The 16,790-nt window shown below is 37.4% G+C and carries 18 protein-coding genes; 8 read left to right on the top strand and 10 right to left on the bottom strand.

Translation table 11 applies throughout. The features are described 5' to 3' along the window. Positions 1-64: 64 nt before the first annotated feature. Positions 65-919 (top strand): alpha/beta fold hydrolase, encoded by an 855-nt coding sequence (locus ACFQZ9_RS09935; RefSeq protein WP_498943639.1) that lies wholly within the window; start codon positions 65-67, stop codon positions 917-919. A gap of 272 nt (positions 920-1,191) precedes the next feature. Here the strand turns inward: ACFQZ9_RS09935 and ACFQZ9_RS09940 are convergent, their stop codons facing one another. The 3 genes from ACFQZ9_RS09940 to ACFQZ9_RS09950 all read right to left on the bottom strand — a co-directional run bounded on the left by ACFQZ9_RS09940 (position 1,192) and on the right by ACFQZ9_RS09950 (position 3,924). Next, on the bottom strand, positions 1,192-1,878 hold the full coding sequence (locus tag ACFQZ9_RS09940; RefSeq protein WP_498943640.1) for an ABC transporter ATP-binding protein: 687 nt from the start codon (positions 1,876-1,878) through the stop codon (positions 1,192-1,194). Position 1,879: 1 nt separating this feature from the next. Beyond that, entirely contained in the window at positions 1,880-2,914 is a 1,035-nt protein-coding gene (locus ACFQZ9_RS09945) for an ABC transporter permease (protein ID WP_498943641.1), read from the bottom strand. A gap of 470 nt (positions 2,915-3,384) precedes the next feature. Then, positions 3,385-3,924, bottom strand: a complete 540-nt coding sequence (locus tag ACFQZ9_RS09950) for an ECF transporter S component (RefSeq protein ID WP_198313319.1) — start codon at positions 3,922-3,924, stop codon at positions 3,385-3,387. A 171-nt stretch (positions 3,925-4,095) separates the two neighbouring features. Here ACFQZ9_RS09950 and ACFQZ9_RS09955 point away from each other — a divergent pair, with 171 nt between their 5' ends. From ACFQZ9_RS09955 to ACFQZ9_RS09965, 3 genes are all read left to right on the top strand, one after another. Continuing rightward, complete coding sequence (locus ACFQZ9_RS09955; RefSeq protein WP_498943642.1) at positions 4,096-4,944, top strand: pyridoxamine kinase; 849 nt, start codon at positions 4,096-4,098, stop codon at positions 4,942-4,944. Positions 4,945-5,059: 115 nt separating this feature from the next. Next, positions 5,060-5,239: a hypothetical protein gene (locus tag ACFQZ9_RS09960; RefSeq protein WP_026576722.1), complete on the top strand. Its 180-nt coding sequence runs from the start codon at positions 5,060-5,062 to the stop codon at positions 5,237-5,239. A 175-nt stretch (positions 5,240-5,414) separates the two neighbouring features. Further along, the gene (locus tag ACFQZ9_RS09965) at positions 5,415-5,726 is read left to right on the top strand and encodes a hypothetical protein (protein WP_498943643.1); all 312 of its coding nucleotides are present in this window, start codon (positions 5,415-5,417) and stop codon (positions 5,724-5,726) included. On the opposite strand, the gene ACFQZ9_RS09970 is transcribed toward ACFQZ9_RS09965, so the two are convergent. The 3 genes from ACFQZ9_RS09970 to ACFQZ9_RS09980 form a co-directional block, all read right to left on the bottom strand. Next, a complete protein-coding gene (locus ACFQZ9_RS09970) occupies positions 5,695-7,137 on the bottom strand; it encodes a L,D-transpeptidase (RefSeq protein WP_498943644.1) in 1,443 nt (480 codons plus the stop codon). The genes ACFQZ9_RS09965 and ACFQZ9_RS09970 overlap by 32 nt on opposite strands. A 410-nt stretch (positions 7,138-7,547) precedes the next feature. After that, the gene (locus ACFQZ9_RS09975; RefSeq protein WP_498943645.1) at positions 7,548-7,874 is read right to left on the bottom strand and encodes an AzlD domain-containing protein; all 327 of its coding nucleotides are present in this window, start codon (positions 7,872-7,874) and stop codon (positions 7,548-7,550) included. Further along, positions 7,865-8,584: an AzlC family ABC transporter permease gene (locus ACFQZ9_RS09980; RefSeq protein ID WP_198313313.1), complete on the bottom strand. Its 720-nt coding sequence runs from the start codon at positions 8,582-8,584 to the stop codon at positions 7,865-7,867. Before ACFQZ9_RS09980 ends, ACFQZ9_RS09975 begins: the two co-directional genes overlap by 10 nt. A gap of 112 nt (positions 8,585-8,696) precedes the next feature. Here ACFQZ9_RS09980 and ACFQZ9_RS09985 point away from each other — a divergent pair, with 112 nt between their 5' ends. From ACFQZ9_RS09985 to ACFQZ9_RS09995, 3 genes are all read left to right on the top strand, one after another. Next, complete coding sequence (locus tag ACFQZ9_RS09985; protein ID WP_498943646.1) at positions 8,697-10,082, top strand: aminotransferase-like domain-containing protein; 1,386 nt, start codon at positions 8,697-8,699, stop codon at positions 10,080-10,082. Positions 10,083-10,467: 385 nt separating this feature from the next. Then, positions 10,468-12,102, top strand: a complete 1,635-nt coding sequence (locus ACFQZ9_RS09990; protein ID WP_498943647.1) for an acetolactate synthase large subunit — start codon at positions 10,468-10,470, stop codon at positions 12,100-12,102. 35 nt (positions 12,103-12,137) lie between these two features. Continuing rightward, entirely contained in the window at positions 12,138-13,571 is a 1,434-nt protein-coding gene (locus ACFQZ9_RS09995) for an aldehyde dehydrogenase family protein (RefSeq protein ID WP_498943648.1), read from the top strand. Positions 13,572-13,961: 390 nt separating this feature from the next. Here the strand turns inward: ACFQZ9_RS09995 and ACFQZ9_RS10000 are convergent, their stop codons facing one another. The 3 genes from ACFQZ9_RS10000 to ACFQZ9_RS10010 all read right to left on the bottom strand — a co-directional run bounded on the left by ACFQZ9_RS10000 (position 13,962) and on the right by ACFQZ9_RS10010 (position 15,131). Next, complete coding sequence (locus ACFQZ9_RS10000) at positions 13,962-14,390, bottom strand: pyridoxamine 5'-phosphate oxidase family protein (RefSeq protein WP_498943649.1); 429 nt, start codon at positions 14,388-14,390, stop codon at positions 13,962-13,964. 362 nt (positions 14,391-14,752) lie between these two features. After that, positions 14,753-14,896, bottom strand: coding sequence for a hypothetical protein (locus ACFQZ9_RS10005; RefSeq protein ID WP_198313308.1), 144 nt, complete (start codon positions 14,894-14,896; stop codon positions 14,753-14,755). Between the two features lie 106 nt (positions 14,897-15,002). After that, entirely contained in the window at positions 15,003-15,131 is a 129-nt protein-coding gene (locus tag ACFQZ9_RS10010) for a hypothetical protein (RefSeq protein ID WP_286180329.1), read from the bottom strand. Between the two features lie 217 nt (positions 15,132-15,348). Between ACFQZ9_RS10010 and ACFQZ9_RS10015 the strand changes: the two genes are divergently transcribed. Next, on the top strand, positions 15,349-16,518 hold the full coding sequence (locus ACFQZ9_RS10015) for a DUF3880 domain-containing protein (RefSeq protein WP_498943650.1): 1,170 nt from the start codon (positions 15,349-15,351) through the stop codon (positions 16,516-16,518). 44 nt (positions 16,519-16,562) lie between these two features. Here ACFQZ9_RS10015 and ACFQZ9_RS10020 read toward each other — a convergent pair whose 3' ends face one another. Then, on the bottom strand, positions 16,563-16,760 hold the full coding sequence (locus tag ACFQZ9_RS10020; protein ID WP_198313306.1) for a hypothetical protein: 198 nt from the start codon (positions 16,758-16,760) through the stop codon (positions 16,563-16,565). Positions 16,761-16,790: the final 30 nt, after the last annotated feature.

Consider the following 16,790-nt stretch of genomic DNA (forward strand, 5'->3'; position numbering starts at 1 on the left):
ACATTTATAAAGAATCGAATATATAGGTTGATGGAGAAACCTATTAAAAAATGGGAGGTATTGTATGTCTTCTCCTAAGTCCAGATTTGAAACGATTCATGGGTTGGAAGTCCATTTTACTGAATGGGGGGATCGAAACAACCCAACCATTGTTTGCTGGCACGGCCTAACTCGAAATGGGCGGGATTTCGACAAAATTGCAAGCTTTCTTGAAAAAGAATACCATGTTCTTTGTCCAGATACTATTGGGCGCGGATGGAGCCAGTGGAGTTCTTCCCCTGAAAAGGATTATTGCTTTGAAGTATACAGCAGCCTGGCAATTGGTCTTCTGAATCGGTTAGAAATTGAACAAGTCCGATGGATAGGGACCTCCATGGGGGGAGCAATCGGTATGCGGATTGCCGGCACCCCAGAGTGGCAAAAGCGCATCACCCATTTAGTTCTAAATGACATCGGGGCAGGTGCGCTGGAAAATTCGGTTCAAAATATTGAAGGGATTAAGCGGATTATTAGCTATGTTGCATCTCCTCCGCAATTTAAAACCGTTAGCGAATTAATGACCTATTATCAAACCATTTATGCCACATTCGGTTTTTCTGATGAACAGGAATGGATTGATTTTACCCGGTTTTCCTGCAGGAGAAAAGATGGAGGGGGCGTCGGCCCTGATTATGATCCGAACATTGCACTGCAATTCCATCACGTTGAAGATTTAAATCTCTGGAACTATTGGGAAGCCATTCAGTCCAAAGTATTACTTATTCGTGGCGAAATTTCCGATGTATTGCCGCTTGATGTCGCTGAAAAAATGAAGGAAAGACCGAATTGTCAAATGGTCACCATCCCGAAATTAGGCCATGCCCCGGCATTAAATACAGGGGAGCAAATTTCCATTATTGAAAAATTTTTAAAATCATAACAAAAGTATCCCTTGCCTTGCAAATGGAAACCATCCTGAATATGCTGCACAAGCAGTTTTAATGTCTACAGTATTTAGTATCATCACAGTAACCACAGTTATTTTTCTGCACATTTGTTATATTCTTAAAAAGTAGCGATTGCTCATCAAGAGTTGTCGCTTTTTAACTGATTTTAAAACTGGTATATAAAAAAATAGCCCGACGTAATGCGGCGGGCTGTTTACTAAATATTAAAAAGTGTGACTTCAATTATTTCCCTGAAGCTCAAGGATTAATCTTCGTTCTGTAAAATTAGACCATCGCTCATTTTAATTATATGATCAGTGTAAGAAAGCATTTCTTCGTCATGCGTTACCATTAAAGTAGTGATATTTAACGTTTTGGTTAAATCTCTTATTAATAACATAATATCTTTAGATCTTTTTGAATCTAGACTTGCAGTTGGTTCGTCTGCGAAGAGAACTTTAGGCTTATGAATGATTGCACGAGCTATGGCAACCCGTTGTTTCTCTCCACCTGACAATGAAGAAGGATAAGCCTTTTTTCGATGGTCCATTCCAACTAATTGTAGAATGGTATTAACTTCTGCTTTTCTTGCTTGTTTGCTTAATGCTGATTCAGAAACATCAAGCATTAGCATTAATTGTTCTTCTACTGTTAGAAAAGGAACAAGATGTGCAAATTGAAAGACAAAACCAAATTTATTTGCTCGTATTTTACGGATTTGTTCTGAGCTCATTGTCGTCATATTTTTTCCTTCAAATAGGATTTGTCCATTTGAGGCAGGTTGAAGCCCAGCAGCGATTGTAAGAAGTGTGCTTTTACCAGATCCTGAGGCACCCACTAATGCTGTTACTTCGCCTTCTTTTAGAGAAAGATTAATTCCTTTTAATATTTCTTCTTTTACTTCCCCATTCGTAAATGTTTTTCTAACTTCATCAATCGTAAATATTGTCATATTAAACCTCTCCTTGTTGTATTGCTTGTAATGGTTCAACTTTCTTTATTTGTATACCTGAGAGTGTTGCTCCAATAAAACCGATAACGAGAAAGACGATAGACAATTGAGCTGTTGTTTCAAAAGTTAAATGAAAAGGCATTCCTTCAGGTGCAATCATATTAAAGACTTGACTGAGTGCAATAGACATTGCTAGTGAAATGACTGTAATAAAAATCATCTGAGTCCACATCATTTTGAATAAATCACTTGTTTTTACACCAATTGCTTTTAAAATACCGTATAAACCAATTTTTTGAACGTTCATCATGTAGAAGAAAATCGCAAATAACATTCCACTAATGATCACTAAAAACCAAACAATCATATTTAAAGACATCTGTTCTGCGTTATAACTTGGAATGGTATTGAGAAAATCTTTCTGTGAAAAGGATTGTAATCCAGTGAATTCTTGTGAAGAATCTCCTCCTGGGATGAAAACTAATTGCATTTCTTTGACTTTGTAAATTTCTTTGTAATCCTCCATATTGATATAAGCAACAGGGACATGACTGTATTTTTTTTGATCAACAAAACCTTTTACAATAAACTTGCCACTAAATTGATTATTCGTTAAGATATCTCCAACTTTTATACCTTTATCCTTCAATGAGTTATCTAATATAATTTCATCGTGTTTAACATTTTTAAATAACTTTGAATGGGTAGATGTAACAAAGGCAACACTTTGTTGTTTATCATCCTTATCATTTAGAAAACCCATTTGAATAGAGAATGCTACAGCATCTTTTTGTTTGTTTAATATTTCATTTTGGATCCCGCTATCTATTTTTGACAGATTATACGTTTCCTCTGCCTCTTTAGCCATATAAAATTGACCTTCTGGTAAATCTTTAATTAATGCAGCATTGTCTTGTGATAATCCATTTGCCAAACCAGAAATAATAAAAGTTAGTAAACTAACAAGAAAAACAATGGAACCTAATATCAAAAATCTTACTTTATTTTTCTTCATTTCTTTCCACGAAAGATTCATCATTCATTCCTCCAATCTCTTCTTTACAAACTTAGAATAAACCTCCTATATGAACAGAGGATGAACAGATCTTTACATTTAAAGCGATACTGTCATGATTTATTTTAGTTACATTGACGAATGGAACTGATGTAGAAATTGCTCAATTTCGGAAAGTAATCAACGAAGAGTGGAAACAGATTAATATCAAGCTGGAAGAAGAGTGTTTAACTGAAAAAAGCACGGATAATTGATTAAGGGGTTCACCTTTTGGAGAGACAATTAACAATTTTGAAAAAGTAAATAATACGGGATTGATAATACGTGAAAAGAAGTCCAACGGGGTGTTTCTGCAACAGGCAGGAAAGGTTTTTTCACTGGGCGGATAGTGAAAAAATTCAAAAGAAAGTGAGAAATAAAAATGGGGCCAGTGTGCCTGACCCCCAGTGCTTTCGAAAGAAATGGTAATTCCATTTCTTTATGTATTTATTTTAGCGGTTAAAATAAGGAACTTTTTTCAATGCAGCACTAACCGGAAGGGCAACAATAACTCCTAATACATTTTGAACGACGTCTCCAGGGATCGAAGCTACGGGTGCAACCCAATTACCGTATAGAATTACTTCGCCAATGTAATAAACAGCAATCATTACCGGCATTGAGACGATTGTTCCAATTAAATTGAAAGCAATGCTATTGCCATTACGGCCATTTGACCAAGCAATTTTACCAACGATATATCCCTGCAGAGCACGGGAAACAAAGGTAATCGGTGCCCACAACGCCCAACCTCCAGCTAGATCAAATAATGCCATTCCGATCGCACCAGCAAGAGCCGCCTTTTTAGGACCAAAAAGAATTGCTGCGATAAAAAGCATTGCAGTCCCTAGATGAACTAAACCTCCATTTGCTGCAATTGGCAGTTTAATGTTCAAGAAAGTAGATAGGAAAACAAGTGCAATTAGCATGGAAGTAAGAATTAAATCAAACGTTTTGTAACCTGGCTTTGAATAAGTTTGTGTAGTTTGCATAGTTCTAACCCTTCTTAACTGAATTTTCTATGATTTTAGCAAATGACTGGCATATATAAAAGTGTCAATTTATTAAAAAACTATATGGTCAGTTAGTAAAGGAATTTTCCAAATTCTTTATTTGTGGTAATATGAAAAAGGTTTAAGACGGTCAGCCTTATGGGGGTTATTATGAAAAAAGTTGCTGTAATACAGGATTTATCATCTTTTGGAAAATGTTCATTAACAGCCGCAATACCGGTTCTTTCGGTAATGGGCGTACAGGCATGTCCGTTACCAACGGCCATATTGACGGCGCAAACGGGTTATCCAAGTTTTTATTGTGAAGATTTTACATCTAAAATGAAATATTTCATTGAGGAATGGAGCAAGCTTGAGGTTACCTTTGATGGAATCCACACAGGCTTCGTTACCGGTGAAGAGCAAATTCATAATATTTTTCTTTTTTTAGAGAAGTTTCAAACAAAGGAAACCCTTTTACTTGTCGATCCGGTGATGGGGGATTTAGGAGAAGTCTATAAGCTTTTTACCGATGAATTGCTGGTATTAATGAGGGAACTGGTGAAGCGTGCAGATGTGATTACACCAAATGTTACGGAGTGCTGTTTATTATCCGGTATTTCTTATAAAAAGCTGCATCGTTATTCGAATGAAAGGGACTATCTAAAAGCGGTCGAAGAAGCAGGAAATATTTTGCAACAGGAATCTGGCGCTCAGGTTATTATTACTGGAATGAATCCACCGTCAGCAGATTCAGATAAGCAGTATATCGGAAATATGTATTTGGACGGAGACAAAACCTTTTATCGTGCGATGGAGTATAACGGTATGAGCTATTCTGGTACGGGTGATTTATTTGCATCGGTGATTATGGGAAGCATGATGCGTGGGGAGAGCTTGGAAAAATCTGTACAGCTTGCTGAGGCATTTCTGACAGCGGCCATACAGGATTCCTCCAAAGAGCAAGTTCCTAGTGTAGAAGGAGTCCACTTCGAGAAATATTTGAAAATGTTATTTTAAACTTCTAACTTCAGTTATACGATAGATTGCGATACAAAAATTGTAACAAAACATTCACAAGGATTTTTCATAAAAATACAGAATTACTCTGTATAATCCGAAAGGTTGTGAATGTATGAAAAGTCCAATGGCAGCCGTTTCTGCGTATGAAGAGGATGGAATTTATTTTAGGGTCTATCAAGTAAGACACCGGATCAAGGTTTATGCTCGAAGGGGCAAAAAAGCCGTAATCGAGCATGGCAGCACACCAGATCAAGCTGCTGTTAAAGCAAAAAGAAGATTAATGTCACTGTAAATATAGACATTTGCCAACCCCAATAAAGATTCGGCAAAATTTGTCGGGAATCCTGTTTTAAGCGCCTATACTGGCGCTTTTTATTTTATATAATTATAGATGACGAGGGGACGGTTCCCCTCGTCTTACCATTGCAATTACTTAACCGAACAGATGTGAATTCTCTGGGTATGCCATGAAAAATGGCGAGGTTTTTATTGAGCTAAAGGCTAATTTATCTAATGTTATCGAGAAAGTTAGTGAACCTAAGGTGACACCACATTTTAATATTCGTATAATCCCTAAAGCAACAGGCGGCATTTATTTTCAAGAGGTCATTGAACGTGATACCTCAACTGATTTTGTTTTGCATAATAAAACTCTTATAGATGTTGAGGTACGATTGAATGGAACTTTTACAGAACCGCTGAACCAATTGGAACCTATTAAGATTCTAGGGGACAGCCTTCCATACCTCAATAAACGACAACTGGCTCATAGGTGCTGAGATTGTCATACACAGTTTTCATAATGCTCGGCGGAGTGTTAACACATCCATGAGATCCATCATTAAGATAGGCCTTATTTCCCCAATTTCCCCGCCAACTTGCATCGTGGATTCCCTGTCCGTCATTTGTAAAAGGAGCCCAATAATTAACAGGTGACTGATAAATGATTTTTCCATTTTTTCTGCCCGTTAGTATGGCAGGAGATCGCTTATAGAGAATATACCACACTCCTGGTGAAGTATCTTGATGGATATTATGTGTGCCAGTAACAACATTCGTTGTGACGATTAATTTTCCATTTTTGTATATCCACATTCGTTGCTCTGCAATGGAGACTTCAGCATACGTATCGCCAATACCATTATTGGTGAATGTGTCATATCCGTATCCTTCACCATTCCAGCCATGTCCGTAAATATTGGAGGCGGAAACCGATTTCTCCCCATTTTCAAAAGCCTTCATAATCCGTGGTATTTCTTTTTCAACATTTATAGCCCAGCCATAGCCTTTACCTTTAACTGATATTACCGAACCTGAATGGGTCTTGAATTTGAAATCCTTATTTAATGTGGATTGGGTATTGTTAATGTTGGCTATTTTTTTCTTAAAATCACTCCATTCATCAATCTTAATCTGTAAATCTTTTGAAATAGATGCATTTTTAACTAATTCGCCCGCCTTTAACGTAAAAACTTTATCCTGTACCTTGTAATCAACGGTCTGAGCAAGGAATTCTTCAAACATTTTCTTTTGATTTTTTACAAACTCGCTGTCTTCTTTAATTGGCTGTATATAAGCTGGATTGAGCCGGATTTCACTACTATATTTGTGTTTTTCGAAGTCCATCAAAAGACTTGCGACATCATACTGTGCACCGCTTATACTGTTTGCGACATTAATTTTGCCTTGTTTCAAAGAAACCACTGCATCTTGTGGAGCTTTTAAACCCTTATTCATGGCTAGAAGCTTTTCTTCCAACAGTTTTTTCAACTTCTGGTTTCGAAAGTGATCCTGATTGATGGGTAATAACGAATAATCTTTTACTTTTGAAGAAGGTATAAAAGTCCATTGGCTCTTTAATAATTTTTTGACATTGGGCAGATCCTTATCCGAATATTCTGCCTTTGTATCTTTTCCATCTATTATTTGTTGATCCCCAACATAGACTACATTTTTTAATACGGTTGTTTTTAATTTTTTTAGTGCCTGATCAGCGGTCATTCCGCCGACTTTGATGCCATTAATCTTGATTTGTGAATTAAAATGGTTAGCCTGATAGTAGCTGACTGCTGCAATGAAGAACGCGATAATAAAAATGATACTTGCTATAATAAACCACCTGTTTGCATACCACTTAGTTGAATTTACGCGTTGTTTCTCGAATTCTTGATTATTTACCTTGCTTTCCATAAAGTATCTATCCCCCATACCTGAACTTCCGCTGTAAACATCCTATGCCCATAAACGATTGATATTGTGTAATTGGTTACCTTTTTTTAGAAAATAGGTAATTTGTACTACTGTTCTGCAAAATGTCATATTTGAATATTGTCGGTTTTTGTAAATGTTTAAATTTTTGATTAGACCTATTGCAGAAATTCTAAAGGACCCCATGAAGCCTTGTGGTGGAAAGAGGAGAAAATAAATATTGATGAAAAAGTGGCTGAATCGGAGAATGAAAAATAGCTTTTCTCTAAATGGAAAGCATTAATTGAACATTAAAAAATGTATAATTAAAAGGCGCTTTCTTAAGAAGGCGCCTTTTTAGATCAATACTGCCAGTATGCTTATCACTAAATTCATTACAGCAATTTACCAATTTAAAACACAAAACGTAATACCATTAAAGAGATGATTCCAACGATAACAGTTCCTAATAAACTGCGTGTTACAATCGCAATAATAAAAGCAGGCAAAGCAGCGATTAGTTCAAGATTTTTTTGCAAAGGTTCCAGTTTTCCATTCGGCATTAACAACTCTTGCCCCACTAAGGCTGCCATAACAGCAATGGGAACGTAGCTCAACCAACGCATGGCCCATTCTGGCAGTTCAACACGACTTAAGATAGCAATTGGAAGCACTCTTGGAATGAATGTTACAAGGGCTGAGCCTAAAATAATTAAAAAGATAGACCATCTTACTTCCATTTTTCCACCGCCATTCCAATGGTTGATGCGATGATTGTCGCCACAATAACACCAACGCTTCCAGATGCCATTAAACTTACCCCTACAACAAGGACAACAGCGCTTAGTGCAACAAGAATATCTTTCATCAATTTTCTTCGGCTGACCATCTGGAGGACAAGCAGGCCAATAAACATACCCGGCAATGCAAAATCAAGACCGAATTTCTCCGGATTCGAAATCCATTCACCGAAAAATGCTCCTGCAATATTGGCAATGAACCAATTTAAATAAGCAGTTATATTTAAACCATACATCCATTTTTCACTGAGCCATTTCTTACTTGCTGCTTCATTCATTGCCACACCGAATGTTTCATCTGTAAGTAAAGAACCAATTAATACATTTTTGAAGGGTGAAAGATGACGGAAATAAGGCGATAAAGCCGCGCTCATTAAAAGATGGCGGAGGTTAATAAAGAAAATAGTAAAGATAATCGCCAGAGTGGGACTATTAGCACCAATCATCGCGGCGGCAATAAATTGACCAGAACCTGCGTATAAAAGCAAGGATATAAGTCCAATTTCAACAATCGAAAGTCCTGCTGTTTTTTCCACAACACCTGCCGCAAATCCAATACTTAAGTAACCAAGTACAGTGGGCAGACAATCCCGTACACCGGCAGAGAAGTTGTTTTCTTCCCGCAAAAATGTGTTTTCACTTATGTTCATCATCATTCACTCACTTTTAAAAATAATTTGAATATAAATTAACCTTATCATCCTCATTGTATGGCTTCAATGATATAATTGTATGCAATACAATTTTTCGAGGAGGGGTTATATGCCAGTTAATTCATTTGAAAATTATCCTATGTCGTGGAAGCCGGATAAAAAAAAGCTTGTCCCTCCAATGTATCGATCGATTGCCAGTTTGCTGGAATATGATATTCTCAATGGCTTTCTCGCACCCAATACGAAACTTCCTCCTCAACGAGAATTAGCAGATTATCTTGATATTAACCTCAGCACGATCACAAGGGCATTTAAAATATGCGAAGTGAAAGGATTAATCTATGCCGTTACCGGAAGGGGAACCTTTGTTACTCCCAATATAAAAAATGCTATTTTTATGGCAGACAGTGATGAGAATAAGAATTATATAGAGATGGGGATCATCAAGCCCCTTGACAGCACAAACTCAATCGTCGCACAAGCAATTAAAAGCATTGCCGCCAAAGATTATCTTGAAAATTTATTAGATTACAGGCACCCGTTGGGAATGCCTTATCATCGAATGGCAGCCAAAAAGTGGATGCAGCGCTTTAACATGGATGCGCCCATTGAAAATATTGCGATCACATCAGGAGGGCAAAATTCGTTTTCGCTGATTCTAATGGCCTTGTTTCATCCGGGAGATAAAATAGCGGTGGATATATATACTTATCCTAATTTTATTGAACCGGCCAAAATATTGAATATCCAATTAATCCCTATTGAAGGGGATGAGTTAGGGATTAAGCCGGAGCGATTAGATTCCGTCTGCAGAACAAATCCAGTGCAGGGTATTTATTTGAGCCCCTCCTGCAATAATCCTACTGCTGTAACAATGAATATGAATCGCAGAAAGGAAATAGCAGAAGTGATCAATAAACACGGGCTTATTTTAATAGAGGATGACGTATACTCGTTCCTGGCACCAAATGGCTATTTCCCTATTTCACATTTTGTACCGGAAAGATTTGTTTATATCCTGAGTATTGCCAAATCACTCAGCTCTGGTATTCGAGTTGCATTTATCGCATACGCCAATCAGTTTGTTGAAAAAATTACGTATGGAATTTTCAATCTCAATGTAAAGACATCTGCCTTAAATGCAGAAATTATAACAGAATTAATTAATACTGGGGCTGCTGAACAAATCATTAAGAAAAAGCGGGAAATTTCACAAGAACGGAATAGGATTTACCAGAAATATTTTCAAATAGATCATCCGAGCGAGAACCCTATTAGTTTTTTTCGTTGGTTACCATTGCATAAACAATGGCAGCTAAACCAGTTTGAGCATATTGCTTTAACTCGGGGGATTCATGTTTATCATTCTCATCGTTTCTTGGTCAAAAAAGATGAAACTCCCCAATTTATTCGTATTTCACTAACATCTCCTAAGGACTCCAATGAATTGGAGAAAGGGCTTTGCATCCTAAAAAGATTTTTGCTTGAGTCGTAAGTCAGAGGAATCTTTATCTGATATATAGAAAAACCGAATTGTCAAATGGTCACCATCCCGAATTTAGGTAATGCATAGGTATTAAATACCAAAGAACAAATTTCCATTGTTGAAAAATTTTTTTCCTCATATCAAATAGGAGCCCTTGCACCGCAAGGGCTTAGAAAGAATAAGTATAAGCCAAGATGTTTTGAAACGAGCCCCCATTTAACCAACCCTTTAATACCCTATCACTTTGTCACCATTATCCCGATCTTCCACAAGAGGATAAGGCAACTGCAGCCAATGCAGTAGCATGGTGAAGACCACCATTACATAAATTCATCCTTCCAAGAAAAAACTATCCATATCATAAACCACAGTTACATTGATTGGAGGAGCTAACTTGAAGGCTTCGGATTTATTTGTGAAATGTTTAGAAAATGAAGGGGTAAAGTACATATTTGGTATTCCTGGTGAGGAAAATACTGATTTTGTTGATTCCCTTATTGGTTCTGATATTGAATTTATTCTTGTTCATCATGAACAAGCTGCAGCTTTTATGGCTGATGTTTATGGCAGACTTACAGGAAAACCGGGGATTTGTCTGGCAACACTTGGGCCAGGTGCAACCAATTTACTAACGGGGATCGGGGACGCCTATCTTGATCATGCGCCAGTTGTCGCGATTACGGGTCAGGCTGGTCTAGAACGAATCCATAAGGAATCCCATCAATATGTCGATATTATAGGTGTTTTTGAGAAAGTAACAAAATGGAATCAACAAATCCGGGTAGCCCATACCATCCCTGAAATCGTTAGGAAAGCTTTTAAAAAAGCTGTCCTTGAAAAGCCTGGTGCTGTTCATATTGAACTTCCCGAGGATATCGCCATGGAAGAAACGGAGGGTAAACCGCTTCCAGTCACACCAAATCCAGCATCCAGCCCTACAAAAAGTGAAATTATAAAGGCTGCGATGGCCATTAATCGTGCAAAAAAACCAATTATTTTAGCGGGGAACGGAGTCATTCGCGATGGAGCAACGAATGTGTTAAGGGAATTTGCAGAAGCAAAGAATATTCCGGTTGTAAATACCTTCATGGCTAAAGGCGTTTTGCCCTCAAATCATCCCTTAACACTTTATACGGTTGGGATGCAGGCGAAAGATTATGTGCTTTGTGGATTTGACCAAGCCGATCTTATTATTACTGCCGGCTATGATTTTGTAGAGTATTTGCCAAAATATTGGAATGATGAGGCAATGAATCCGATTATTCATATTGATAGTCTTCCTGCAGAAGTGGACGCCTATTATCCGCTAGAAGCAGAATTAGTCGGGAATGTAAAAGAGGGGTTCGAAGCATTAAGTCCTCTAGTAGAAGGAAAAGAATTATGGCCAGGAGTTAAAAAATTAAAAGCGCAATTAGTTGAAAAACTTCATGCATCCGATGAGCTGTCGGGAAGTCCAGTTAAACCGCAAAGAATTATTGCCGATTTGAAAAAGGCTGAGAAAGGCGAAGCCATTATCATTTCGGATGTTGGAGCGCATAAATTATGGATTGCCCGTCTCTATCAGCCGGAAAAGCCTAATCATACCATTATTTCGAACGGATGGGCTTCGATGGGGATTGCGGTGCCTGGTGCAATTGCGGCCAAACTGGCCTTTCCCGAAAAACCGGTAGTTGCGGTTACTGGTGATGGCGGTTTTCTTATGAATGGTGTCGAATTGGCAACAGCCAAACGCCTTGGACTGGCATTTGTAGTTGTCATTTTCCATGATTCGAAGTTCGGTTTAATTGAGTGGAAACAGCTGAATAAATTTAATCGCTCAAGTGATATTGCCTTTACGGATCCCGACTTTTTGGAGTTTGCAAAAAGTTTCGGCGTGAGTGGAGTGAAAGTAAGTCATTCTGATGAATTGTTACCCGCTTTAGAAAAAGCGATTGCAAGTCAGGAAATTGTCCTAATTGATGTCGATGTTGATTATTCAGAGAACGTAAAGCTGTCGAAAACCCTTGGGGATTACATTTGTAGATTATAGAAATGATTCGGTACAAGACTGGAGGAAAATGTAGGATGAAGAAAAAATGGCCATTATGGATCGGCGGGAAGTGGCAGGAAGCAAAAACATATGAACCATTATATAATCCCCATACCGATGAGGAGTTAGCCGAAATCGGGCAAGCCGAACCAGCTGATGCTGAACAGGCTATAACGAATGCACATGAAGCGTTTCAAAATTTCAAATCTAATCCGGCACATGAACGGGCAAAAATTTTAGCAAAAGTCGCAGATATCATGGAAGAACGCAGTGAGGAATATGCGAAAATCATTGCACTTGAAGGAGCTAAATCGATTCGGAATGCCCGCGAGGAAATTAGCCGTACCGTTCAAACCTACCAATTTGCAGCAGAAGCGGCGAAGAGTAATTATGGTGAACAAATTCCAATGGATGCGGCGAAAGGCGGGGAAAATCGCTTTGGATTTACGATCCATACACCCATTGGGGTAGTAACGGCTATTACTCCGTTTAATTTCCCTTTTAATTTGGTTGCCCACAAAGTCGGTCCGGCAATCGCGGCAGGGAATTCGATGGTCTTAAAGCCGGCTGAACAAACACCGTTAAGCTCCTTAGTTCTTGCCGAGATTTTTCAAGAGGCCGGGCTGCCTGATGGAGTACTTAACATTATTCCGGGTAAAGGAGAAGTGTTAAGTAAAGTATTAACAAGTCATGCTCTTGTAAAAAAGGTGACCTTTACAGGCAGTGTTGAAGTCGGCCATATTATTCAACAGCAGGCAGGGTTTCGTAAACTTACGCTTGAGCTTGGGTCCAATTCCCCGTTGATCATTGATGAAGGTGTTGACCTAGACAAAGTCGTTGAACGTAGTGTGATGGGGTCTTTTTCCTATAATGGTCAAGTATGTATCTCCATTCAGCGAATTTATGTCCATTCATCATTTTATCAAGAATATTTAGATCGATTTATTCGCAGAACGAAAGAGCTTGTGATTGGTTCACCATTGGATGAAAAAACAAACATAACGGCAGTCATTTCGAAAAAATCTTTAGAGCGTTTGCAAAGCTGGCTGGATGAAGCCGTTAAGGAAGGGGCAAAAATTGAGTGCGGCGGTACGGTGGAGGGGAATATCTTGGCCCCAACCGTTTTAACGAATGTAAGCCGTGATTCAAAAGTATTCCGTTCTGAAATATTTGGCCCAATCGTTTGTATTTTCCCATTTGATACTTTAGATGAAGCGATCAATGACGCGAATGACTCCCGTTATGGATTGAATTCAGGAATCTTTACACCAAGCGTTGAAAAGGCTTTTTATGCAGCGCAACGCTTAGAAACTGGAGGGGTCATAATCAATGATATTCCAACCTTCCGGGTTGACAACATGCCTTATGGCGGTTGGAAGGATAGCGGTGTCGGAAGAGAAGGCATCAAATATGCGATGAAAGAAATGATGGAGCAAAAATTTATTAGTTTCAAATTAAGTGATGATTAAGTAGCTAGTGCCTGCCCCCCAGTGCGTTAAAGTTTTTGCTAGCTGGGCTAATTTTTAAAAAGGCTCTGTTACTACTAAATGTTGATTTTACTGTGTTTAAAAAATAAACGGTAAAATTCCGTTTAAAATCGGAAATACCCATTTCTCCTTAAAAATAAAGGAAGTTTTTCCGTTTATATGATCCAAATCCTTGGATTTTGTCTTATTTAGAGCAGATAATCGGAATATTTCCGCTTATATCTACTTCTTTAGCTCCTCTAAATAAATTAGCCGGAATTTCTCCGCCTTTGAATTCTGATATCTACACGAAAATCAACAATGAATAATAACAGAGTCTTTAAAAAACAAAAAGCACCGATAATCCGGTGCAAGTATTTGCATTTGAGTTTCTCAATTATCTAAATGGAGTTCTTGTGGTGGTTCACCATTTAGGTTTAAAATGCGGATGGTTTCAGGTTTTATTTCAAGAAAAACGTAGTTTGGATCTTCAGGGCCCTTAAACCATTGTTCAAATGAATCGTTCCAGTATTGTTGTTTCACTTTTGGTGAATCATTAAGAATCGATGTTCCGGAAATTTCAACATAAGAATCGTTTTGGCCTTGTTTTTCGTACCCTAACAAAACGGATACGGAAGGATTTTTCACTATTTCTTCAATTTTCTCCGTATCCCTTTTCGTTGGTGTATATAATGTTAAATTATCATTATAAAATGTCATGTACCGGGAATGAGGTTTATTATTTTCAACAGAAGAAAGAACCCCTGTTCTGTGTTCCGTAATAACTTTTAGCACCTTTTCTTTCATAGATGAATCTCTCATTGAATCTACTCCCTTTAATATATTAACATTAATTTTCCTCTTAATAATTGTAAATAAACTGTAAAATTAACCCAAGGAAAAGGGGCAATACAAGATGGATGTAAATGATGTAGTTAACACACTAAATAAATTTTTAAAATGTTCATTTCTTAAATCGTTTATTTATGAATTAGTAACCCACTTTTAGGGGGCTCGCTGTTTTAAAAGAGCCGTAGAAAAATATATAGCTAGTGCCTGATTCCCAGTGCAAAATTTTGAATTAATTCAATTTAATTACTACAATGCAAGGCCAGTGGGTGAGGCACTTAGATCTCAAAAAAACAAAGCCCTTCTTTACCGAGAAGGGGCTTTCACCTTAATTTTTATAGTTTCACAACTAATTCAGAAAAGTGAACTAGCTTTATATTTAACGGAGAACCTTCATCCACTATTTCACAATAACCGGACGCATATTGATGAAGAATGGTATATTCCTTACCTTCAAAAATCACTAAAATTTTCTCCACGAAATCACATCCCTATTTTTATACCCCAATAGTAATAGAATTTTCTTTAAAAGTCTGTGTCTTTGTAATGACAATTAAATTTGCCAAAAATGAAAAAGGAAAGGATTTATCCCTTCCCCGTTGAATGTTTGATCTCCAATAATAACCGAACAATGATTAAGCTGAACATCGTCGACAGAAAGGCCGTCCCAAGTCCGAGTTTAATGATTGTGTTGTCTTTATTTTTTTGGAACATCTTGCTCGCTCCTTTGGTATACACTTTTTTCATTAGTTCACCCTAAAACATCCAATAATTTACATTTAAATTTAAGGGAATGAAAGTACTATCGAAAAAAGCAATCGAATCTTGTTTCTCTAGTGTAAATTTCTAATCCATAGACTTATACCGTTACAAGCTATCGGAAATTCACATATTAATAGATGAACCGGAAATAGAGAAGGGATGATCGCTTTTGAAGATTTTATTTCTAGAAAGTCACCCAATGTGGATTTATGGTTTACCAAATGGTTTTAGAGAAGAAGGACATACGGTGATGATTTCTGGGCCTATAAGTAAGGAAAATATTACTGAAATGCTAGATTGGTTTAAGCCTGATTTAATCATATCTCTTGGATGGACACCTGAACATTCTAAAGAAAAATGGCCCTGGATTCGAGAGGCTATTATGAAAACTACGATCCCGTTCGTTTATTGGGCAACGGAAGACCCTTTACACACTGAAAATTTTACCCTACCCCTTATTAATGCAATTAGACCAGATTTTGTTTTTACCGTTACCCCTTCATTATGCGAAGTATACGAGAAGCTGGGTTTTAAAGCTGCTCATTTAGATTTCGGGTATCATCAGAGTGTTCATTTTCAGGTACAACCAATGAATAACTATCGTTGTGACATAGCGGTAGTAGCGAATGCTTATCCTGAATATCTTGAAGAAAATCCAGATGAGTACCGTTCGAGATCCTTAAAAAGATTATTAAGACCCTTGATTCAGAATGGAATACGTGTTGATTTTTGGGGAAAGGATTGGGAAAGAATGGGTAAGTTTTTTGGGAAAGAAATTCCAACTAATTGGATTCATGGCTATTTAGACTACCGGGATGCCTACAAAGTCTATAGTTCTGCCAAAATTGTGATTGGATTGCAAAACTCTCGAACACAACTTACTCAGCGCACATATGAAATTCTTGGTTCTGGTGGGGTTTTATTTACATCGGATACGTCGGCAGTTCGTGAACAATTTAAACCAGGTCAAGATTTAATTATTGTATCCTCCTCTGAAGAAACAGTAGAGAAGATTCAATATTATTTAAAAAATGATATAGAAAGACAGCAAATTCGTGAAAATGGTAAAATAGCTGTCAAAAATCATTCCTATCGAAATAGAGCAAAAGAAATGCTAGAAGTATTAGAAAATAGGGGTGTTCTGAGAGAAATCGGAGATATTATCCATTTTTCAGATTTTCTAAAAGAAATCTATGAAATGCATACGGTTTCTCCAGGTGATCATCTTTCTAGAATTGCAAATATCTATAATGTCCCGATTCAACAATTGATTGAACTAAATAATCTTAGCTCAAATGATGTATATGCAGGTCAAATCCTTAGAATAAAGAAAAAGTAGTGCCGGGGGAACGGTTCTCTCGGCTTTTTTGAATTCATAGAATTTTATTTACGCAAATATGCATGAGTATCCGTAAAGGTTTGAATTTCCAGGTTGTCATTCAGTGTAATAAAATATGAAGCAAATAAGGCAAAAGCAATCGTTAGAAATAAGGGAATTACTACAAACCATTCAGGTTTTTTTCTTTTTCTTTTCATTTTTTTATACATTTTTAAGCTAACAACCTTATTACTCTTGTTCACGATCATTCTCCCCCGTATTTTTATTCATAT

Source organism: Neobacillus sp. GCM10027624 (assembly GCF_042675345.1).
GTDB classification, from domain to species: Bacteria; Bacillota; Bacilli; order Bacillales; family Cytobacillaceae; genus Neobacillus; species Neobacillus cucumis_D.